The organism is Streptomyces sp. NPDC002884, assembly GCF_040295245.1.
Taxonomy (GTDB): Bacteria; Actinomycetota; Actinomycetes; order Streptomycetales; family Streptomycetaceae; genus Streptomyces.
Window position 1 is genome coordinate 502,430 of record NZ_JBEOVB010000005.1, and the last position, 17,557, is coordinate 519,986.

Sequence of the window (17,557 nt, forward strand, 5' to 3'; positions counted from 1 at the left end):
GGGCCTGTGGGGCGAAAAGCCAGAGGAAGACCGAAATCTGTGGACAACAAATCGATTTCGGTCCGCCAGATGACTCCGGAGAGTGAAAACGGACTGTTCGGCTCACCTCCGAGGTGCCACTACGGCAGCGCTACGGCGCTGCCCCGACGCTGCCATGCGACCCCTACGGCGTCGCTACGGCGCCGCTACGGCGCCGGGAACCTGTGCTCGTTGCGGTCGATCTTCGCGTCGAGGGCCGCCAGCGGATCGACACCGAGCACCTCGCACAGCTGGAGCAGATAGGCGAGCACGTCGGCGACCTCGTCCGTCACCCGGTGGGCGGTGTCCGGGTCCTCCATCACGCGCGCCGACTCCTCGGGCGTCAACCACTGGAAGATCTCGACCAGTTCGGACGCCTCCACACTGAGTGCGGAGACGAGGTTCTTCGGGGTGTGGAAGGGCTGCCAGTTCCGCGCGGCCGCGAACTCGGCGAGTCTGCGCTGGAGCTTCGCCACGTCGAGGTGTTGTTCTGTCACGGACCCAGGTGTACCACCGTCACTCCCTCCGTCCCGGTGGCCCCGTATCCGTCGCCGACCGCGCCGACGCAGCGGATGTGCCCGCGCTCGGCCATCCGCACCGCCAGCCGCAGCAGTTCGGCGCGCTGTCGTACGTCGAGACCACGGTCGAGGCCGTCCGCGAGCAGGGTGAGGGTCTGCATCGCGGCGGGCACCTCACCGGCCGGGTCCACGTCGAGAACGCCCGGCCCGGTGAGCAGCACCAGGGCCAGGGCGACGTACCGCAGCTCGCCGTATCCCAGCCGGGCGAGCTCCGTGCGGCTGCCGTCGGCGCGGTGGAGCAGCGCGCGGACCGTGCCGTCGGCCAGCGGCTCGGCGCGCAGGTCCACGACCGGTCCGGTGGATCCGGCCGACAGCGCGGCCACCAGTTGCGCGTGCCGCCGTCCGCACTCCTCGCGGGTGCGCCACAGGACGTCGGCGAGGTTGTCGCAGCCGGCGAGCAGCCGGCCGGAGCCGGTGGGGACGGGGACTCCCATCCAGTCGGGCTGCGGATCGCAGGCGAACACGGACCGCAGGGCGACGACCATCTGCTCGGCCGCGGCGAGCACCTGCCGTTGTCCGTCGGTCCTGCCGGCCACGCGCAGCGGCAGCAGGGCGGTGCCGAGCCGGTCGTCGGGCAGCGGGGCGCGCGTCACCGGTGCGGAGCCGCCGGTGTGCCAGGCCGCCTGCACCGTGCGGCGCCCGGGATCGCGCAGCGCCGTCTCCAGCAGCACGACACCCGCCGCGCTCAGCCGCTCCCCCACGATGCGCAGCTCGGGCTCGGCCTGCACGGCGACATCGAGCCGAACCGGTCCGCCGGGTCCGTCGGCCGTGCAGCCGATGCGGAATCCCCGACGACGCTGGGCATCGGGCCGCGCGCCGTGCGGCACACAGGCGGCCGGATCGACGAACACCTCACCCAGCGGGGCGCCGCCCCCGAGCCGCGCCAGTGCCTCGTACGCCCGCAGCGCGCTGCTCTTGCCGCTCCCGCTGGCCCCGACGAACAGCGTGACCGCCCCCAGCGGGAACCGGGCCCGCCGATGCCCCGCGAAGGCGGAGAGCCGCAGTTCGGTGACGCAGGGCCTGACGTACCGCACCTGGGCGGACGCCGTTCGGGGAACCTGCGCACCGGAGGACGGAACCTGTCGCTCCGCCACGGAAGGCGCCTGCGCGGGCACGGTATGCGCCGGCACGGCAGGGACGGGCGCGGCAGAGGCGGGCGCGGCAGGGGTGGATCCGGTATGGGCTACGCCCTCAGACGGCTGCCCGTCGGCAGCTGTGGACGCGGTGGACGCGGTGGACGCCGCATGGGTTAAGCGGACGGAAGAGGCAGCGGAAGGGGCAGGAGAAGAGGCAAACGGCGAGGGCATATCCGGACCGTAGGGCTCCGCCATCAGACGAACCGTTCCGCCCCGAAAAGCTTCCTACGATCGAGCGACCCCGGCGTCGGTCACGGAGCGCGACAAACAGCGAGGGAGACGAGGAAGGCGCGCCGACGTGCCCGAGATCGCCGGGTGCTGGGCGCCGAGCGCCGAGCGCCGCGCTCGGCGCCGGGGCGCGGTCACTCGCGGTCACTCGCCATCCGAGGTCGGCTCAGAATCCGCTCAGCATGCGCTCAGACTCCGGGAACCCCCGCCCCCTGCATGATTCCGCTGACCTCGGTGCCCGGCGGGGTCAGCAGGAAGACGTTGCGGTCGACCCGGTGCATGCCGCTGGCCAGGCCGAAGACGACTCCGGTGGAGAAGTCCAGGACCCGCTTGGCGGTGTCGGTCTCCGCGCCCGTCAGGTCGAGCAGCACCGGGATGCCCGACATCAGCGTCTCGGCGACCTCGCGGGCGTCCGCGAACACGTTGACCCGCAACACCACGAAACGGCGCCGGGTCTCCGTCTCCGCGTCAGGGAGCGAGCGGTGGCTCACCGCCGACGGCCACGCGTCCCGGCCTCGCAGCGGAACAACCTGAGCGAGCCCTTCCCACTGTTCATCGGTGACGTCGTAACGGTTCACCGGCACCCCCCGAACTGACTCGCCTTCAATGCCTGCACCAGCCATTCTTACGCCAAGTCACCCGTTCAGCCCAACAGCGACACGGACCGCCACCGTCTCCGGTGCCGCGCGGCGGGTTCCGAACGCGGCCGCACGGGAATCTCCACGTCCGGGAACACCCCGCCCACCAGCGACGATTACGTTGCGAAACCGTGTACTCGACGGAATCGCCTCTGATGACATCCGGCCGAAAGCCGGAACGGGCGGCGTCCGCCCCGCAGAGTCCACCCGGGCGGTGACATCACGTCCTGCCACTGTCTCCGCCGTCGTCCGTCGTCCGTCGTCCGCCGTCCGTCGTCAGCGGACCCGGCTCGGCGGAATCACTCCCGGTGACGCGGCCCAGTTCGGGAACTGCCCGGTGGCGGCGGCGTTGGGGGCGGGGGCCGTGCCGGTCACCCCTCCCGGCTCCGGCGAGCACGACGGGTCACGACGGTCACGACGGGTGATGGCGGTCACGACGGTCGCAGCGGTCGCGGCGGTGGGTCACGCCAGAGCGACCTACGAACTCCGGCCGCCCGCAGGGAAGTCGACCCTGCGGGCGGCCGGACGTCCGGATCCCCTACTGCGGGCTTCCGCGCTCGACACCGTGGACGTCGTCGAGCGGGGGCACGGGCAAAAGCCTGCGTACAGACATGCGTCGACGTCGCGTCGGGCGACGACTCAGACGACGACTCAGGCGACCGTGCGCGTGAAGCGGAGCGTGGTGGTGATCGTCGTCAGGCCACCCATCATGCCGAGCTGGTTCAGGGTCACGCCGAACTCGTTCCGGTCCACGGTGAAGGTCGCGTCCAGGGTGACCGCGTCGGCGTCCGCCTGGCTCAGGCGAGCGGTGAAGGACTGCGGCCGGCTGATGCCGCGCACCGTCAGCTGGCCGGACACCTTCACGGCCCCGTCGGCGCCGAGTTCGGCGGCGCGCACCGCGAAGGTGATCTCGGGGTGCTTCTCGACGTCGAAGAAGTCCGCGCTGCGCAGGTGCGTGTCCCGCTTGGCGTTCTTGGTGTCCACGGAGGCCGCGTCCAGGACCAGGGTGCCGGTGACGGTCCCGTCGGCGGCCACCTCGCCCCCGCCGCCGACGGTGGCGAAGACGCCCTTGACGGCGACCAGGCCCCACATCGCCTTGTGCTTCAGGGCGACGGTGGAGGCGCCCGCGTCAAGCTGCCACAGTCCGGTTTCCACGGCGACGGTCATGGACGTTCTCCTTGGTGTTCCACATCTGGATAAGGGTCACGGCCACGCTAGCCGGTTATCCAAATCTGAACAACAGGGTCATGCAAATTTGGACTAGAGATACACTCGAACCATGGCAGACTCCCCTGAACACCCCGCCGACCTGCCCGCATGCCCGTCAGCGCAGGGCGCGGGGGCCGGTCTGCTGCCGCCGGAGCTACGTGGCTGGATGTTGCTGCTGGCCGCGACCGGCGCGGTGGAGCAGCGGCTGCGTTCGGTGGTCAAGGAGCGGCTCGACGTCTCGCACGACGAGTTCCTGGTCCTGTGCCTCCTGGCGGAGCAGCCCCAGGGCGGCCTTCGCATGACCCGGGTCGCGGAACTGCTGGGGCGACCCAAGACCCGGCTGACGTACCAGATCGCCTGCCTCCAGCACGCCGGTCTCGTCACCCGCAGGTCGGTGTGCGAGGACAAGCGCGGCGTGGAGGTCGCCCTCACCGAAAAGGCCCGCGGCTTGCTCCGGGAGGCGTCCGGCGCCCTGGCCGAGACGGTGACGGGGGCGCTCGCCCATGTCATGGGACCCGAGCAGTGCGCCGCGATGAGCGGGCTGATGCCGAAGGCGGCGACGGACGCGGAGGCGGAACCCGAGTCGAAGTCTGAGCCGAAACCTGAGCCCGCCACCGTCTCGGACTGAAGTCCCGGACGCCGCTCGGCCCTCTCCAGCCCCTGGCGTCGCTGGGCACCCTGAGCCCCTGGGCATCTCGGCACCGCCCCGTGCACACCGGGAGCTTGCCGACCGTCGCCCGCTGGGCCCGACCGCCGCCCTCCCGGCCCGACGGTTGGCCACTCGGTCTGACGGCCGCCCGCTCGGCCCGACCGTCACCCGCTCGGCGCCGCGAGGAACTTGCCCGAGATGACCTGCGGGATGCCGGACGCCCCACCGGCGGAGTTCCGAGGAACACCACGGCGGGGCGGGACGAGGCGGGGCGGCGCGGGGCGGGGCGGGGCGACCGGCAGACGGGAGAGCGGGCAGCTCGGCAGCTCGGCTGCCCGACTGCCCGACTGCCCGACTGCCCGACTGCAGAACGAGCCGACCTACCGGGCGGCGTCGGAGTACTCCTCCGCAGCCGCGCCCTCGTCCGACCTCTCGGACCCTTCCAACCCCTCCGGCCGCTCCGACCCTTCCGGCCTCTCCAGACCCTCCGCCCCCTCCGACCCCTCCGTGTCCGTGGAGGCCTTGCGGCCGGGCAGGACCGCGAAGACGATCAGCGTGCCGGCGGCCATGATGATCCCGCCGACCAGGCTGGTCTGGGCGACGCCGTGCGCGAAGGCCTCGTGCACCGCCTCGACCAGAGCCTGCGCCTGCTGCGCCCCACCGGCGGGGTCCTTCGCGACCTGCTCGGCGACCGCCAGGCCGCCGCCCACCGAGTCCTTGGCGGTCTCCAGCGCGGTTGCCGGAAGGTTGCCGCCGACCAGGCCGGTCAGCTCGTCGCGGTACGCGGTGCCGAGGAGCGAGCCGAGGATCGCGATACCGAGCGAACCGCCCAGCTCCAGCGCGGTGTCGTTGGCCCCGCCGCCGACACCCAGCTCGCCCTCCGGGAACGAGCCCATGATCGTGTCGGTGGCCGGGGACACGCTCAGGCCGATCGCGAAGCCCAGCATCATCATCGGCGCGAGGAAGTCCGTGTACGTCGAACCCGTGTCGACCCGGGTGAGCAGGAAGACGCCCGCCGTGCCGATCACCATGCCGGACACGACCATCGCCCGCACGCCCAGCTTCGGGGTCAGTCGCCCGGTCACCACGGCGCCGACGAAGACCGCACCGGCCAGCGGCAGCAGTCGTACACCGGTCTCCAGAGCGTCGTAGTCGAGCACGAACTGGAGGAACTGCGTGGAGTAGTAGATCGCGCCGAAGGTGCCGAAGAAGAAGAACAGCACCGCCAGCATCGAACCGCTGAAGGGGCGCAGCCGGAACCTGCGGACGTCCAGCATCGGGTGCGGATGCCGCAGCTCCCAGGCCACGAACCCCGCCAGGCCGACCCCGGCGACCACGGCCGCGCCGATCGGACCGGCGCCCCAACCGAAGTGCGGGCCCTCGATGGTCGCGTACACCAGGGAGCCGACGGAGACGATCGACAGCAGTCCGCCGACGTAGTCGATCCGGCCCATGCCCGCCGCCTTGGACGGCGGGACCAGCGCGAGCGCGCCGACGACGGCGACGACCGCGATGGGGACGTTGATCAGGAAGGTCGAGCCCCACGCGTGGTCCTGGAGCAGCCAGCCGGCGACCAGCGGACCGACGGCGATGGCCAGTCCCGAGGTGGCCGTCCAGGCCGTGATGGCCTTGGCCCGCTCACGCCGCGGGAAGATCGCGACCAGCAGCGACAGCGTGGCCGGCATGACGACCGCCGCCCCGACACCCATGATCGCGCGGGCCGTGATGACCAGCCCGGTCTGGTCCACCAGGCTGCCCATCACCGAACCGCCCGCGAAGACCACCAGCCCGGTGACGAGCGCTCCACGACGGCTGTACTTGTCGCCGATCGACCCCAGCACCAGCATCAGCGCGGCGTACGGAACCGTGTAGCCGTCGATGACCCACTGGAGGTCGCTGCTGCTCAGGCCCAGGTCCGTGGTCATGTCCGGCGCGGCCACGATCAGCGAGGTGTTCGCCATCACCACGATCAGCAGACTCAGGCAGAGCACGATCAGCGCGGACCAGCGCTTGGCGTACGGGCCGGTCATCTTCTCGACGGGTGTGTCGACGGGGAAGGGCATGGGGGCTCCTAAAAGGACGAGTTAATTGCCCGTTGACGTGCAGACTAGTTTATTGCCCACCAGTGTGCAAATATTTTGCTCACCGTCCCCACCGTCCCTACCGGCTCTACCGTCCCCTCCGGCCCACTGCCCCCTGGACCCGAACCCTTGCCCCGCTGACCCGCTGACCCGCCGCTCCGCCATTCCGAGCTCGGACCGGAGGAGACGCAGGGGCGGTCGGCCGACCGACCGCCCCTGCTGAACCGCAGTGGCCCAGCGCCGCACTGCCGCAGCGCCGCGCCTCCTCACACGCGCACCCGACGGCGGCCTCGCCGCGACCGCCGAAGCCACGGGTGCCCTGGACGCGCCGCCTTCACCTCGTGGGCGGCGGACGACGGCCACCGCACGCACCTCGGGCTCATGGCACAGCAAGCCGCCTGCCCCGAAGGAGAGTTGATGTACCAGCCCACGTACGCGACCGGCGCGTCCCACGGCACACCCGAAGCACCCCGCGCCCGGGTCCGGCGGCGGCCGGCCGCCACCACCATCGCCCTCGCCGCCCTGCTCACGCTGATCCTGGTCCCTGTCACGGTCGACCGGCTCGTGACGGAACGGGTGGAGTCACGAACGGCGGAGGCGTTCCAGGAGGGCATGGACACCCCCGCGCGGCCCGAGGTGCACGTGCGCGGGTTCCCCGTCCTGACGCAGGTGGCCTCCGGCACCCTGCGGCGGGTGGACATCACCGCCCACGACATCCCCGCCGACGGGTCGGCCCGCCCGCTGCCGCTGTCCGAACTCCACCTACGACTGGACGGGCTGACCACATCCGACGACGACAGTGAGGCGCGGGCCCGCTCTGCGGAGGCGACCGCCCGCCTGTCCTACCGGGACGTGTCCGACGTGCTCGGCCTGGAGGTCTCCCAGGGCGGCGGCCCGGGCCGGATCGGCGCGGAGATCCTGCTGCCTCTCGGCGGCGGGCGGATCACGGTGACCACGGCCGTCTCGGCGGCGTCCGGCAACCGGATCGCGTTCGACGACTTCCAGGTCGAGGGCGCAGCGCTGCCCGCAGCCGGGGAAGCGGTGCTCGACCAGGTCTTCGCGCAGCCGATCCAGCTGCGGAACATCCCCGACGGCCTGAGCCTGCGCTCCGTGACCACCACCGCCACGGGCCTCGACGCCCGCTTCACGGGCAGGTCGGTCACCTTCCGGCCGGACGGGGCGTCGTCGGACCACGGCCTCTGAGCGCGGAGCCGAACGGGTGGGGCCTACGGCGATCCGGACGCTTCAGGCCCCCGGCGCGGCGACCGCCGCCGCCGACGCGACATCGCCGACCACTGCCAGGGCCCGCTCCTCCGGCACACCCGCCGCGACGAGCGTCACGACGGCAGTCCGGGTCCCGTCGTCCTCCAGCGCCCCGGTGTTGACCTCCTCCAGCAGCGCGACCTGCATCGCCTCGAGCCCCGCGCTCAGCACGGCGGGCGGCAGTTGCGCGTGGAAGACGCCGTCGCGCTGCCCGCGCGCCAGGATGGCGGTGACCTCGTCGCGGGCGGGGGCGAGGATGTCTGCGACCCGCTCGTCGCCCAGGTCACGCCGGGCCAGCGCCAGGAGCAGCCGGTAGCGGTCGCCCACCGGCCAGATCGTGTGCACGAAGTGCGCGAGCGCCCGCTCGGCCGGCTCCTGCGGCGCCGCCGCGACCGCCAGCGCGCCCCGCAGCGCCTCGGACGCCTCCTCCGCGAGCGCCTCCAACAACGCCGCCCGCCCGGGAAAGTGACCGAAGAGGGTCCGTCGTACGACGCCGGAGGCCCGCGCGATCTCCTCCAGGGTGACGTCCGGATTCCGGCCGAGCTCCTGCCGGGCCGTGGCCAGGATGCGCGCCCGGTTGGACCGCGAATTACGCCGCTGCGGCTCGCGGGCCACGGAGTGGGTCACGGGAAACCTCGGGTGGTTCGGTACGGACGAACGGTCGACGGGCGCCCATTGTGGCGGATCTTCGCCGCGGGGGCGACTCGGATGCGACCTGGGTACGGCTCGGGCACGGCTCGCGCACGCCCCGAGAGAAGGCGGCGTCACGCCGACGGCAGGATGCGACCCGACGCCAGGATCCGACCTGACAGCAGGATCCGAACCGACGGCAGCGCCTCACTACCGGCGGCACCTCACTCCGGCGGCGCCTCACAACCGGCAGCGCCTCACTCCGGCGGCACCTCACTGCCGACAGCGCCTCACCGCCGGCAGTCGCAGAACCGACGGCCGTCGCAGAATTCCGGCAGTCGCAGAACCGACGGCCGGGTCAGCCCGAGGTCGGTTCCCCGTGTCCCTGCCACGGCCGCGCCAGGCCGACGAGGGCCAGTCCCGCCCCCGCGGCGGCGACCAGCATGATGAGGGCCATCGGCAGGGAGCTGTCCTCGCCGAACAGCCCCACCAACGGCGAGGCGAGCGCTCCGAAGAAGAACTGGAGGCCGCCCAGCAGCGCGGACGCCGCTCCCGGTGCCATCCGCCCCACCGTCTGTCCGATGCTCATGCCGCTCGGAAAGACCAGCCCGACGCCGCTCGCGGTCACGAACAGCGTGACCCACGTGCCCACGAGGCTCTCCCCCACGGACAGGACCACCAGAACCTGCCCCAGCGCGCCCGAAAGCACCACACCGACACCGGCCGTGAGCAGCGTGTTCAGCCGCACGCCCCGGCCGGCGAGCCGGGAGAAGACCGCGCCGGCGAGCAGCATGCCGACCGCGTTGGTGGCGAAGATGAGGGAGTACGTCGTCGAGGAGACGCCGTGGAGGTTCTCGAAAACGAAGCTGGAACCGCTGATGTAGGTGAACAGGGCCGCCGCGACGAAGGCGACGACGAGGACGTACCCCATGAACGCCCGGCGGCCGAGCAGCGTTCCCATGGCACGGAAGGTGTTCACGAACCCGCCGTTCTGACGCCGTTCGGGCGGCAGGGACTCCGGCACCCCCCGCACCACCGCGAACAGCAGCAGTCCGCCCAGCACGGCCAGTACGGCGAACACCGCACGCCAGGTGGACACGCCGAGGACGACCCCGCCGAGCACCGGCGCGGCGATCGGCGCCACGCCCATGACCTGGGAGAGCACCGCGAAGTGGCGTGGCAGTTCGGCGCCGTGGAAGCGGTCGGTGAGCACGGCCCGGGCCAGCACCATGCCCGCCGCGCCGGCCACGCCCTGGAGGAAGCGGGCGCCGGTCAGCAGACCGACGTTCGGAGCGACGGCGCACAGCAGCGAGAAGAGAACGAACCCGGCCGACCCGGATATCAGCAGCCGGCGCCGTCCGAGCCCGTCGCTGAGCGGCCCGATCAGCAACTGCCCGACGACCAGTCCGGCCAGGAACGCGGTCATCGTCAGCTGTACGGCCGAGCTGCTCGCCCCGAGCGCGTCCCCCATGGCCGGGAAGCCGGGGACGTACATGTCGGTCGCGAGCGGGGCGACCGCCGTCAGGGCGCCGAGGACGGCGACAAGCGCGCCGGCCGAACGCTCCCCGGGGGCCGGGGCGGGGGCGGGGGCGGGGGCGAGCGACGCGGCGGCGGCGGCAGGGGAGGATGACGGAGGTACCATGAAATAAAGATAACCAATAGTTCACTAGCTAACAAATAGCGACGCAGGTCAGAAGGCGAGCCGCATGCCCACCCACCCCGCCTCCCCCGCCGACGTCCGCGCCCAGTGGGCCGCGCACCACCCCGGCCTCGACACCTCCCCCATGGAAGTGGTCGGCCTGCTCAAGCGCGCCACGGGCCTGCTCGACCGTGCCGTCGAACCCCTCTACGCGGGCGCCCCCCTCACGGCCCCCGAGATCGACGCGCTCATCCCCCTGCGTCACGCCACCGAGCCGGTCATCGCCCGCAGCCTCGCCGAACGCCTCGGTCTCTCCCGCGCGGGCGTCAGCAAGACCCTCGCCAAACTGGAGAAGCGCGGCTTCATCACCCGCACCCCCAACCCCGCCGACCGCCGCGCCGCCCTGCTCGCCATCACCGAGTCGGGCGCCAAGGCCGTCGACGACCTCTTCCCTCGTCAACTCGCCGCCGAGGTCCGGTTGCTGGAGGGCCTCGGCGACGACCGCGACTGGGTCCTCAGGGCGTTGGGGCGGCTGGTGGAGACGATGGAGGGACAGGGACGCCGCGAAAACGGGTGACGGCCGGACGCCCACCCGCCTCCGGCGCAACAGCCCCGACGGGACACCTTCGGCAGCGATCCGCGGCTGTGGGACACCCCTGACGGGCTCAGATCCGGGCGGTCAGGCCCCCTTGGCCACCGGCTCCAGGATCGCCACGCACTCCACATGGTGCGTCATCGGGAACAGGTCGAACGCCCGCAGCATCCGCACCTTGTAGCCCCCGTCCCGGAAGTACGCCAGGTCGCGGGCGAGGGCCGCCGGGTCGCAGGCCACGTACGCGATCTTGCGCGGCTTCAGGGACGCCAGGTGCTCGACCGTCTTCTTGCCCGCTCCCGCGCGCGGCGGGTCCAGGACGACGAGGTCGACCTCGGTGATCCCGGTGCGCGGGAGTACGGCCTCGACCTTGCCCTGCTCGATCCGCACCCGCTCGAACCCGGCGAGGTTGTGCCGGGCGTCCTCGACGGCGCGCTTGCCGGATTCGATGCCGAGGACCGCTCCCTTGTCGCCGAGGCGGTCGGCGAGGGCGCCGGCGAAGAGGCCGACGCCGCAGTACAGGTCGAGCGCCATGTCGCCCTTGCGCGGCAGCAGGCCCTGCATGACCGCCTTGACGAGGGTGTCGGCGGCCTGCGGATGGACCTGCCAGAAGCCGCCGCTGCCGACGCGGTGCGTCCGGCCGTCGGCACGCTCACGGACGAAGCCCCGGCCGTGGACGCGGTGGATGCCGCCGTCGTGCTCCTCGACGCGCATGACGGAGACGGGCTTGTCGAGTTCGACGAGGGGAAGGCGGGCGCCGGGCCGGGGCTCGAGGATGACCATGCGGTCCTGGGAGCCCGTCGCGGCGATCGCTTCGACGGACGCCATCCCGGACCAGTCGCGGTCCTCGATGCCCAGCTCGCTGACGCCAGGCGCCGCGATCATGCAGTGCTCGATCGGCTCCACCTCGTGCGAGCGGTGGCGCCGCAGACCGGCGTTGCCGTCGGCGTCGACCGCGTACTGGACGCGGGTGCGCCATGCGGGCACCTGGCCGGGCGGCAGCTTGTCGCCCTCGGCCGGCATCACGGTGCCGTCCCAGCCGGCCTCCTCGGGCGTGAGGCCCGCGAGCCGCTGCAGCTGCTCGGTGATCACCTCGCCCTTGAGGCGGCGCTGGGCGCCCGGCTTGGCGTGCTGCCAGTCGCAGCCGCCGCAGCGGCCGGGGCCGGCGTACGGGCAGGGCGCCTCGACCCGGTCCTTGGACGCCTCCAGCACCTGCACCGCGTCCGCGCGCAGGTACCGGGCACCCTCCTCGCCCTCGGTCACCCGGGCCACGACCCGCTCGCCGGGCAGCGCGTGCCGGACGAACAGCACCTGGCCGGCTTCCGTCCGGGCGATGCAGTGGCCGCCGTGGGCGACGGGGCCGATCTCGACCTCGTACTCCTGCCCCACGAGCGACACCGCCTGCGACTTCTTCGGTTCTGCCTGCATGGCGGGGTGACTCCACAACGTCGAACGAGGAACAGCCGGACAACAGCCCACCAGTCTACGTGGCTGTCGTCCGGCCGTTCACCATGCGCCGGGCGGGGGCCGGGCACCCGCCCGGCCCCCGCCCGGCGCGTGGGTCAGTTCTTCGTGTCCGGCTTCGAGGAACCCGGGGCGCTGCCGGAACCGGTGCCCGACGGCTGCTTCGGGCGCCCCTCCTGCAGGGGACCGCGTCGCACCGCTCCCGGAGCGTTCCACTCCGAGCGCCTGCGGGCCCGCTTCTTCGCCGCCTCGGAGGAGTGGAGCTGGTAGGGGACGGACGTGACCATGACGCCCGGCGTGAACAGCAGCCGTCCCTTGAGCCGGAGCGCGCTCTGGTTGTGCAGCAGGTGCTCGTACCAGTGGCCGACCACGTACTCCGGGATGATCACCGACACCGCGTCGCGCGGCGACTCCTGGCGCAGGCTCTTGACGTACTCGATGACGGGCCGGGTGACCTCGCGGTAGGGCGAGTCCAGGACCTTCAGCGGTACGTCGATCCCGCGCCGTTCCCACTCGTCGCGCAGCGTCTTCGTCTCGGCCGGGTCGACGTTGACGGTGAGCGCCTCGAGGGTGTCGGAGCGCATCAGCTTGGCGTAGGCGAGGGCACGCAGCGTCGGGCGGTGGATCTTGGAGATCAGCAGCACCGAGTGGACGCGCGAGGGCCGGACGGTGTCGTCGCTGGGTCCCTCGGGAGCGGCGATCTCCGCGGACACGCGGTCGTAGTGGCGGCGGATCGCGGTCATCGTCCCGTAGAAGATCACCATGCCGAGCAGGGCGACCCAGGCGCCGTGCGTGAACTTGGTGACCAGGACGACGACCAGGACCAGGCCGGTGAAGAAGGCGCCGAAGGTGTTGATCGCGCGGGAGCGGACCATGTGGCGGCGCTTGAGCTGGTCGGTCTCGGTCGCCAGGAGGCGGTTCCAGTGCCGGACCATGCCGATCTGGCTGAGCGTGAAGGACACGAACACGCCGACGATGTACAGCTGGATCAGGCGGGTGGAGTCCGCGCCGTAGATGACGACGAGCAGCATGGCCGCGCCGGCGAGGAGCACGATGCCGTTGGAGAAGGCGAGGCGGTCGCCGCGGGTGTGCAGCTGGCGGGGCAGGTAGCGGTCCTGGGCGAGGATCGAGCCGAGCACCGGGAAGCCGTTGTAGGCGGTGTTCGCCGCCAGGAACAGCACCAGGGCCGTGGCCGCGGCGAGCACGATGAAGAGGAAACTGTCCTTGCCGAAGACGGCCTCGGCGACCTGGGTGATCACCGGGTTCTGGACGTATCCGGAGCCGACCGCGGTGCCGTCCTTGAGCAGGTCGACGGCCGGGTTCTCGGCCATGCGGACCTTGGTGAACAGGGCCAGCACGATGATGCCGCAGAACATGGTGACGGCCAGCAGGCCCATCGCCGCGAGGGTGCTCGCCGCGTTCTTCGACTTGGGCTTGCGGAAGGCCGGGACGCCGTTGGAAATCGCCTCCACACCGGTGAGCGCGGCACAGCCGGAGGAGAAGGCGCGCAGCAGCAGGAAGACCAGGGCGAAACCGGCCAGGCCCTGGTGCTCGGCCTTGATCGTGTACTCGGCCGTCGGCGCCCGCATGGTGTCGTCGAGCACCAGCCCGCGGAAGGCGCCCCAGGCGATCATGATGAAGACGCCGGCGACGAAGACGTAGGTGGGGATGGCGAAGAGCTTGCCGGACTCCTTGACGCCGCGCAGGTTCATCAGCGTCAGCAGCACGATCACGGCGACCGCGCAGGCCACCTTGTGCTCGACCACGAACGGGATCGCGGAGCCGAGGTTCTCGATGCCGGAGGCGATGGAGACGGCGACGGTCAGGACGTAGTCGACGAGCAGCGCGCTCGCGACGGTCAGGCCGGCCCGGGGGCCGAGGTTGGTGGTGGCCACCTCGTAGTCGCCACCGCCACTGGGGTAGGCGTGGACGTTCTGCCGGTAGGAGGCGACCACCGTGAACATCAGCACGACGACCGCGAGAGCGATCCAGGGGCTGAAGTGGTAGGCCGACACGCCCGCGATGGACAGGACCAGCAGTACCTCCCCGGGCGCGTAGGCCACGGAGGACAGCGGGTCGGAAGCGAAGACGGGCAGGGCGATGCGCTTCGGCAGGAGCGTTTCTCCGAGCCGATCACTGCGCAGTGCGCGCCCGATCAGAATCCGTTTGGGCACGTCGGTCAGTTTGGACACAACAGAGGATCGTAGGCCTTCGAACACGGGACCGCCCACCCTCCCCCGGCCTCAGCCGGGTGATGGCGTGCCGCGTCTGCCTCCCGGGTGAAATCGGCCATGCCCGCGCTGCGGATTCCGCGACCGCGCCGATCCCCATGCCTATATGACAATCCCCGCCCGCTGCCGCCCCCTTGGAGGGTCCATGCACACGACCGCGGAGATCATCGGCGCCGTCGGCACCCTCGTCGGCCTCGGAATCCTTACCTTCCTCAGTCTCTGGAGCATCAGCCGCCGCTGATCACGCAAAGCGTGCACGGGGGTGCCCTGCGCCGACCGCACGTGTGTAGCTTGGTCGACGGTCTGAGACCCTGTTCAAAGCCAGGCCAGAATTTTTATTGACTTCTTGACTTCTTGACCTCGGAAGGACGGTCGTGCACATCGTCATCATGGGCTGCGGCAGGGTGGGTTCCGCCCTCGCGCAGACCCTGGAGCAACAGGGGCACACGGTCGCCGTGATCGACCAGGACCCCACCGCCTTCCGACGGCTGGGCTCCGGTTTCGGTGGCCGGCGGGTCACCGGAGTCGGCTTCGACCAGGACACCCTGCGCGAGGCGGGCATCGAGGAGGCCGGCGCCTTCGCCGCCGTGTCCAGCGGCGACAACTCCAACATCATCGCCGCCCGGGTGGCCCGTGAGATGTTCGGCATCGAGAACGTCGCCGCCCGCATCTACGACCCCCGGCGTGCCGAGGTCTACCAGCGCCTCGGCATCCCCACCGTCGCCACCGTCCGCTGGACGGCCGACCAGATGCTGCGCCGGCTGCTCCCCTCGGGCGCCGAGCCGCTGTGGCGCGACCCCACCGGGGGCGTCGAGCTCGCCGAGGTGCACGCCGCCCCGTCCTGGGTCGGCCACAAGATCAGCAAGCTTCAGGAGGAGACGGGCGTCCGCGTGGCGTTCCTCACCCGCCTCGGCGAGGCGATCCTGCCCACCTCCCAGACGGTGCTCCAGGAAGGCGACCTGGTGCACGTGATGCTGCGGAGCGACGAGGTCGAGAAGGTCGAGGCCTCGTTCGCCGAGGGCCCCAAGGAGGACGGTCACTGATGAGGGTCGCCATTGCCGGAGCCGGCGCCGTCGGCCGCTCGATCGCGGGCGAGCTGCTGGAGAACGGCCACGAGGTCCTGCTCGTGGACAAGGCGCCGACCGCCATCTCGGTCGAGCGCGTCCCGCAGGCCGAGTGGCTGCTGGCCGACGCCTGCGAGATCACCTCCCTCGACGAGGCCGCCCTCCAGCGTTGCAACGTCGTGATCGCCGCGACCGGCGACGACAAGGTCAACCTGGTCGTGTCGTTGCTGGCCAAGACGGAGTACGGCGTTCCGCGCGTCGTCGCCCGGGTGAACAACCCGAAGAACGAGTGGCTCTTCAACGAGTCCTGGGGCGTGGACGTGGCCGTCTCCACCCCGCGTCTGATGTCGGCCCTGGTCGAGGAGGCGGTGAGCGTCGGCGACCTGGTCCGTCTGCTCCGCTTCAGCCACGGCGACGCCAACCTCGTCGAACTGACCCTCCCCGAGGAGTCGGCCCTGGCCGGCACCCAGGTCGGCGATGTGGAGTGGCCGGAGGACACCTCGCTGGTCACCATCATCCGCGGCACCCGGGTCCTGACCCCGACCCGCGAGGACTCCCTCGAGGCGGGCGACGAACTGCTCTTCGTGGCCGCCCAGGCGAGGGAGGAACAGCTGGAGGACCTCCTGTCGGTCCGCAAGGCGGACACCGGCAGCTGAGCCACGAGGGACGAACGTGTGAGGGGGGCGTCCGGAGATCTCCGGACGCCCCCCTCACACGTGTGTCCCTCAGCCCGTCCAGCGTTCGAGAACGGGCCCGCACGAGTCCTTGTCGTCAGCCCGTCCGACGCCAGAGGACGAGGCCGCACGAGTGCTCACCAGCCCGTCCGGCGTCAAACGACGAGGCCGCACGGGTCCCCACCAGCCCGTCCGGCGATTGAGGACGAGGCCCGTTCAGGGCCGAAGCGGGGGTCCGGGGGCGCAGCCCCCGGGGACGGTCACACCGACACCGGGAGCTACCCCTCGCGACGGTGCCGCCCACCGGCCTCCGACGCCTCCGACCCCTCCGCGGCCGCGGCCGCGGCCTTCTCTTCCGCCTCCATCTCCGCGAACACATCGATCGGCGCGGGCGCCTTCGCGAGGAAGACCCACGTCAGCCAGACGGCGAGCAGGAACGGCGGGATCTTCAGGGCGATCAGCACCCAGCCCAGCTGCGCGGTGTTGGCCCACCAGTACAGCGGGAACAGGATCGCGCACTTGGCGAGCAGGATCAGCCCCCACGCCCAGCTGGCCTTGGCGTAGGCCTTCTTGCGGCCCGGGTTACGGGTCCGCCAGGAGAGGTTCTCCTTGAAGACCGGGCCCAGGATCAGGCCGATCAGCGGCACCCCGCACAGCGTCGTGACGATGTAGGCGAGGGCCAGGCCCAGCGTGTAGAGCATGCCCGGCAGATAGAAGTCCTTGGCGTTGCCGGTCATCATCGCGAAGACCACGCCGAAGGCGACGCCGAAGACCCCGCTGAAGGCGTGCTTGACCGTGTCCTTCATCGCCAGGCGGACCACGACCAGGATCAGCGACACCGCGAGCGCGGCGATCGCGGACATGTGCAGATCCTTGTTGATCGTGAAGATCGTGACGAAGAGCAGGCCGGGCACGACCGTCTCGACCATGCCCCGCACCCCGCCGAACGCCTCGAACAGCGCGGCCTCGGTCACCGCCCGGGCGTCGGCCGCGGTCGTATCGTCCGCGGTCGTCTCTTCGGTCGGCTTGTCGAGCGACGTCACCGGCTACTCCCTACCCAGGGGTCTCAGTTCGTACTTGGGGTTGAACAGCACCCGGCGGCCCCGGCTCATGGAGACCCGCCCCGATGCGATGAGCCTGCGTCCCGGCTCTATGCCCACTATGGAGCGCCTGCCCAGCCACACCACGTCCAGCGCGGCGCTGCCGTCGAACAGCTCGGCCTCCAGGGCCGGGACCCCGGCGCGTGGCCGCAGAGTGACCGTGCGCAAGGTACCAGTAACCGTGACGATCTGGCGGTCCTGGCAGTCTCCGATCCGGGTGCATCCGGCCGTCTCGGCGTCCTCTCGCAGCTCCTCGGACTCCAGGTCCTCCTGCGACGAGGAGAGCCGGTCGAGCATGCGCCGGAACCGGCCCACCGGCTTTTCGGAACGAGGGACAGCGCTCATGTCTGAAGGGTACCGGGG

The 17,557-nt window shown here is 71.4% G+C and carries 16 protein-coding genes; 5 read left to right on the top strand and 11 right to left on the bottom strand.

The window, feature by feature from the left end; translation table 11 throughout:
- Positions 1 to 185: 185 nt before the first annotated feature.
- The 4 genes from ABT070_RS14515 to ABT070_RS14530 form a co-directional block, all read right to left on the bottom strand.
- Positions 186 to 515 (bottom strand): nucleotide pyrophosphohydrolase, encoded by a 330-nt coding sequence (locus ABT070_RS14515; protein ID WP_351759519.1) that lies wholly within the window; start codon positions 513 to 515, stop codon positions 186 to 188.
- Positions 512 to 1,690 carry an AAA family ATPase gene (locus ABT070_RS14520; RefSeq protein ID WP_451100202.1) on the bottom strand — a complete coding sequence of 393 codons (1,179 nt, stop codon included), beginning with the start codon at positions 1,688 to 1,690 and terminating at the stop codon, positions 512 to 514. The genes ABT070_RS14515 and ABT070_RS14520 overlap by 4 nt, the downstream gene beginning before the upstream one ends.
- Before the next feature lie 458 nt (positions 1,691 to 2,148).
- On the bottom strand, positions 2,149 to 2,538 hold the full coding sequence (locus ABT070_RS14525) for a cell division protein SepF (RefSeq protein WP_351759522.1): 390 nt from the start codon (positions 2,536 to 2,538) through the stop codon (positions 2,149 to 2,151).
- A gap of 711 nt (positions 2,539 to 3,249) precedes the next feature.
- Positions 3,250 to 3,765, bottom strand: coding sequence for a YceI family protein (locus ABT070_RS14530; protein ID WP_351759525.1), 516 nt, complete (start codon positions 3,763 to 3,765; stop codon positions 3,250 to 3,252).
- Between the two features lie 112 nt (positions 3,766 to 3,877).
- Here ABT070_RS14530 and ABT070_RS14535 point away from each other — a divergent pair, with 112 nt between their 5' ends.
- On the top strand, positions 3,878 to 4,435 hold the full coding sequence (locus ABT070_RS14535; RefSeq protein ID WP_351759527.1) for a MarR family winged helix-turn-helix transcriptional regulator: 558 nt from the start codon (positions 3,878 to 3,880) through the stop codon (positions 4,433 to 4,435).
- A 401-nt stretch (positions 4,436 to 4,836) separates the two neighbouring features.
- Here ABT070_RS14535 and ABT070_RS14540 read toward each other — a convergent pair whose 3' ends face one another.
- The gene (locus ABT070_RS14540) at positions 4,837 to 6,519 is read right to left on the bottom strand and encodes an MFS transporter (RefSeq protein WP_351759530.1); all 1,683 of its coding nucleotides are present in this window, start codon (positions 6,517 to 6,519) and stop codon (positions 4,837 to 4,839) included.
- Between the two features lie 435 nt (positions 6,520 to 6,954).
- On the opposite strand from ABT070_RS14540, the gene ABT070_RS14545 reads away from it, so the two are divergent.
- On the top strand, positions 6,955 to 7,740 hold the full coding sequence (locus ABT070_RS14545) for an LmeA family phospholipid-binding protein (RefSeq protein WP_351759532.1): 786 nt from the start codon (positions 6,955 to 6,957) through the stop codon (positions 7,738 to 7,740).
- 42 nt (positions 7,741 to 7,782) lie between these two features.
- Here ABT070_RS14545 and ABT070_RS14550 read toward each other — a convergent pair whose 3' ends face one another.
- Positions 7,783 to 8,427 carry a TetR/AcrR family transcriptional regulator gene (locus tag ABT070_RS14550; protein ID WP_351759535.1) on the bottom strand — a complete coding sequence of 215 codons (645 nt, stop codon included), beginning with the start codon at positions 8,425 to 8,427 and terminating at the stop codon, positions 7,783 to 7,785.
- Between the two features lie 361 nt (positions 8,428 to 8,788).
- On the bottom strand, positions 8,789 to 10,072 hold the full coding sequence (locus ABT070_RS14555) for a multidrug effflux MFS transporter (RefSeq protein WP_351759537.1): 1,284 nt from the start codon (positions 10,070 to 10,072) through the stop codon (positions 8,789 to 8,791).
- 64 nt (positions 10,073 to 10,136) lie between these two features.
- Between ABT070_RS14555 and ABT070_RS14560 the strand changes: the two genes are divergently transcribed.
- Positions 10,137 to 10,646, top strand: coding sequence for a MarR family winged helix-turn-helix transcriptional regulator (locus ABT070_RS14560; RefSeq protein ID WP_351759540.1), 510 nt, complete (start codon positions 10,137 to 10,139; stop codon positions 10,644 to 10,646).
- 102 nt (positions 10,647 to 10,748) lie between these two features.
- Here ABT070_RS14560 and ABT070_RS14565 read toward each other — a convergent pair whose 3' ends face one another.
- Together ABT070_RS14565 and ABT070_RS14570 are read right to left on the bottom strand one after the other, a co-directional pair.
- Complete coding sequence (locus tag ABT070_RS14565; RefSeq protein ID WP_351759543.1) at positions 10,749 to 12,089, bottom strand: class I SAM-dependent RNA methyltransferase; 1,341 nt, start codon at positions 12,087 to 12,089, stop codon at positions 10,749 to 10,751.
- Between the two features lie 134 nt (positions 12,090 to 12,223).
- Positions 12,224 to 14,317, bottom strand: a complete 2,094-nt coding sequence (locus ABT070_RS14570) for an APC family permease (RefSeq protein ID WP_351759545.1) — start codon at positions 14,315 to 14,317, stop codon at positions 12,224 to 12,226.
- 413 nt (positions 14,318 to 14,730) lie between these two features.
- On the opposite strand from ABT070_RS14570, the gene ABT070_RS14575 reads away from it, so the two are divergent.
- Together ABT070_RS14575 and ABT070_RS14580 are read left to right on the top strand one after the other, a co-directional pair.
- Positions 14,731 to 15,399, top strand: a complete 669-nt coding sequence (locus tag ABT070_RS14575) for a potassium channel family protein (RefSeq protein ID WP_020125146.1) — start codon at positions 14,731 to 14,733, stop codon at positions 15,397 to 15,399.
- Positions 15,399 to 16,076, top strand: a complete 678-nt coding sequence (locus tag ABT070_RS14580) for a potassium channel family protein (RefSeq protein WP_351759548.1) — start codon at positions 15,399 to 15,401, stop codon at positions 16,074 to 16,076. Before ABT070_RS14575 ends, ABT070_RS14580 begins: the two co-directional genes overlap by 1 nt.
- Before the next feature lie 296 nt (positions 16,077 to 16,372).
- Here the strand turns inward: ABT070_RS14580 and ABT070_RS14585 are convergent, their stop codons facing one another.
- Together ABT070_RS14585 and ABT070_RS14590 are read right to left on the bottom strand one after the other, a co-directional pair.
- Positions 16,373 to 17,137, bottom strand: a complete 765-nt coding sequence (locus ABT070_RS14585; RefSeq protein WP_351759551.1) for a DUF3159 domain-containing protein — start codon at positions 17,135 to 17,137, stop codon at positions 16,373 to 16,375.
- Between the two features lie 3 nt (positions 17,138 to 17,140).
- Entirely contained in the window at positions 17,141 to 17,539 is a 399-nt protein-coding gene (locus ABT070_RS14590) for an OB-fold nucleic acid binding domain-containing protein (RefSeq protein ID WP_078890401.1), read from the bottom strand.
- Positions 17,540 to 17,557: the final 18 nt, after the last annotated feature.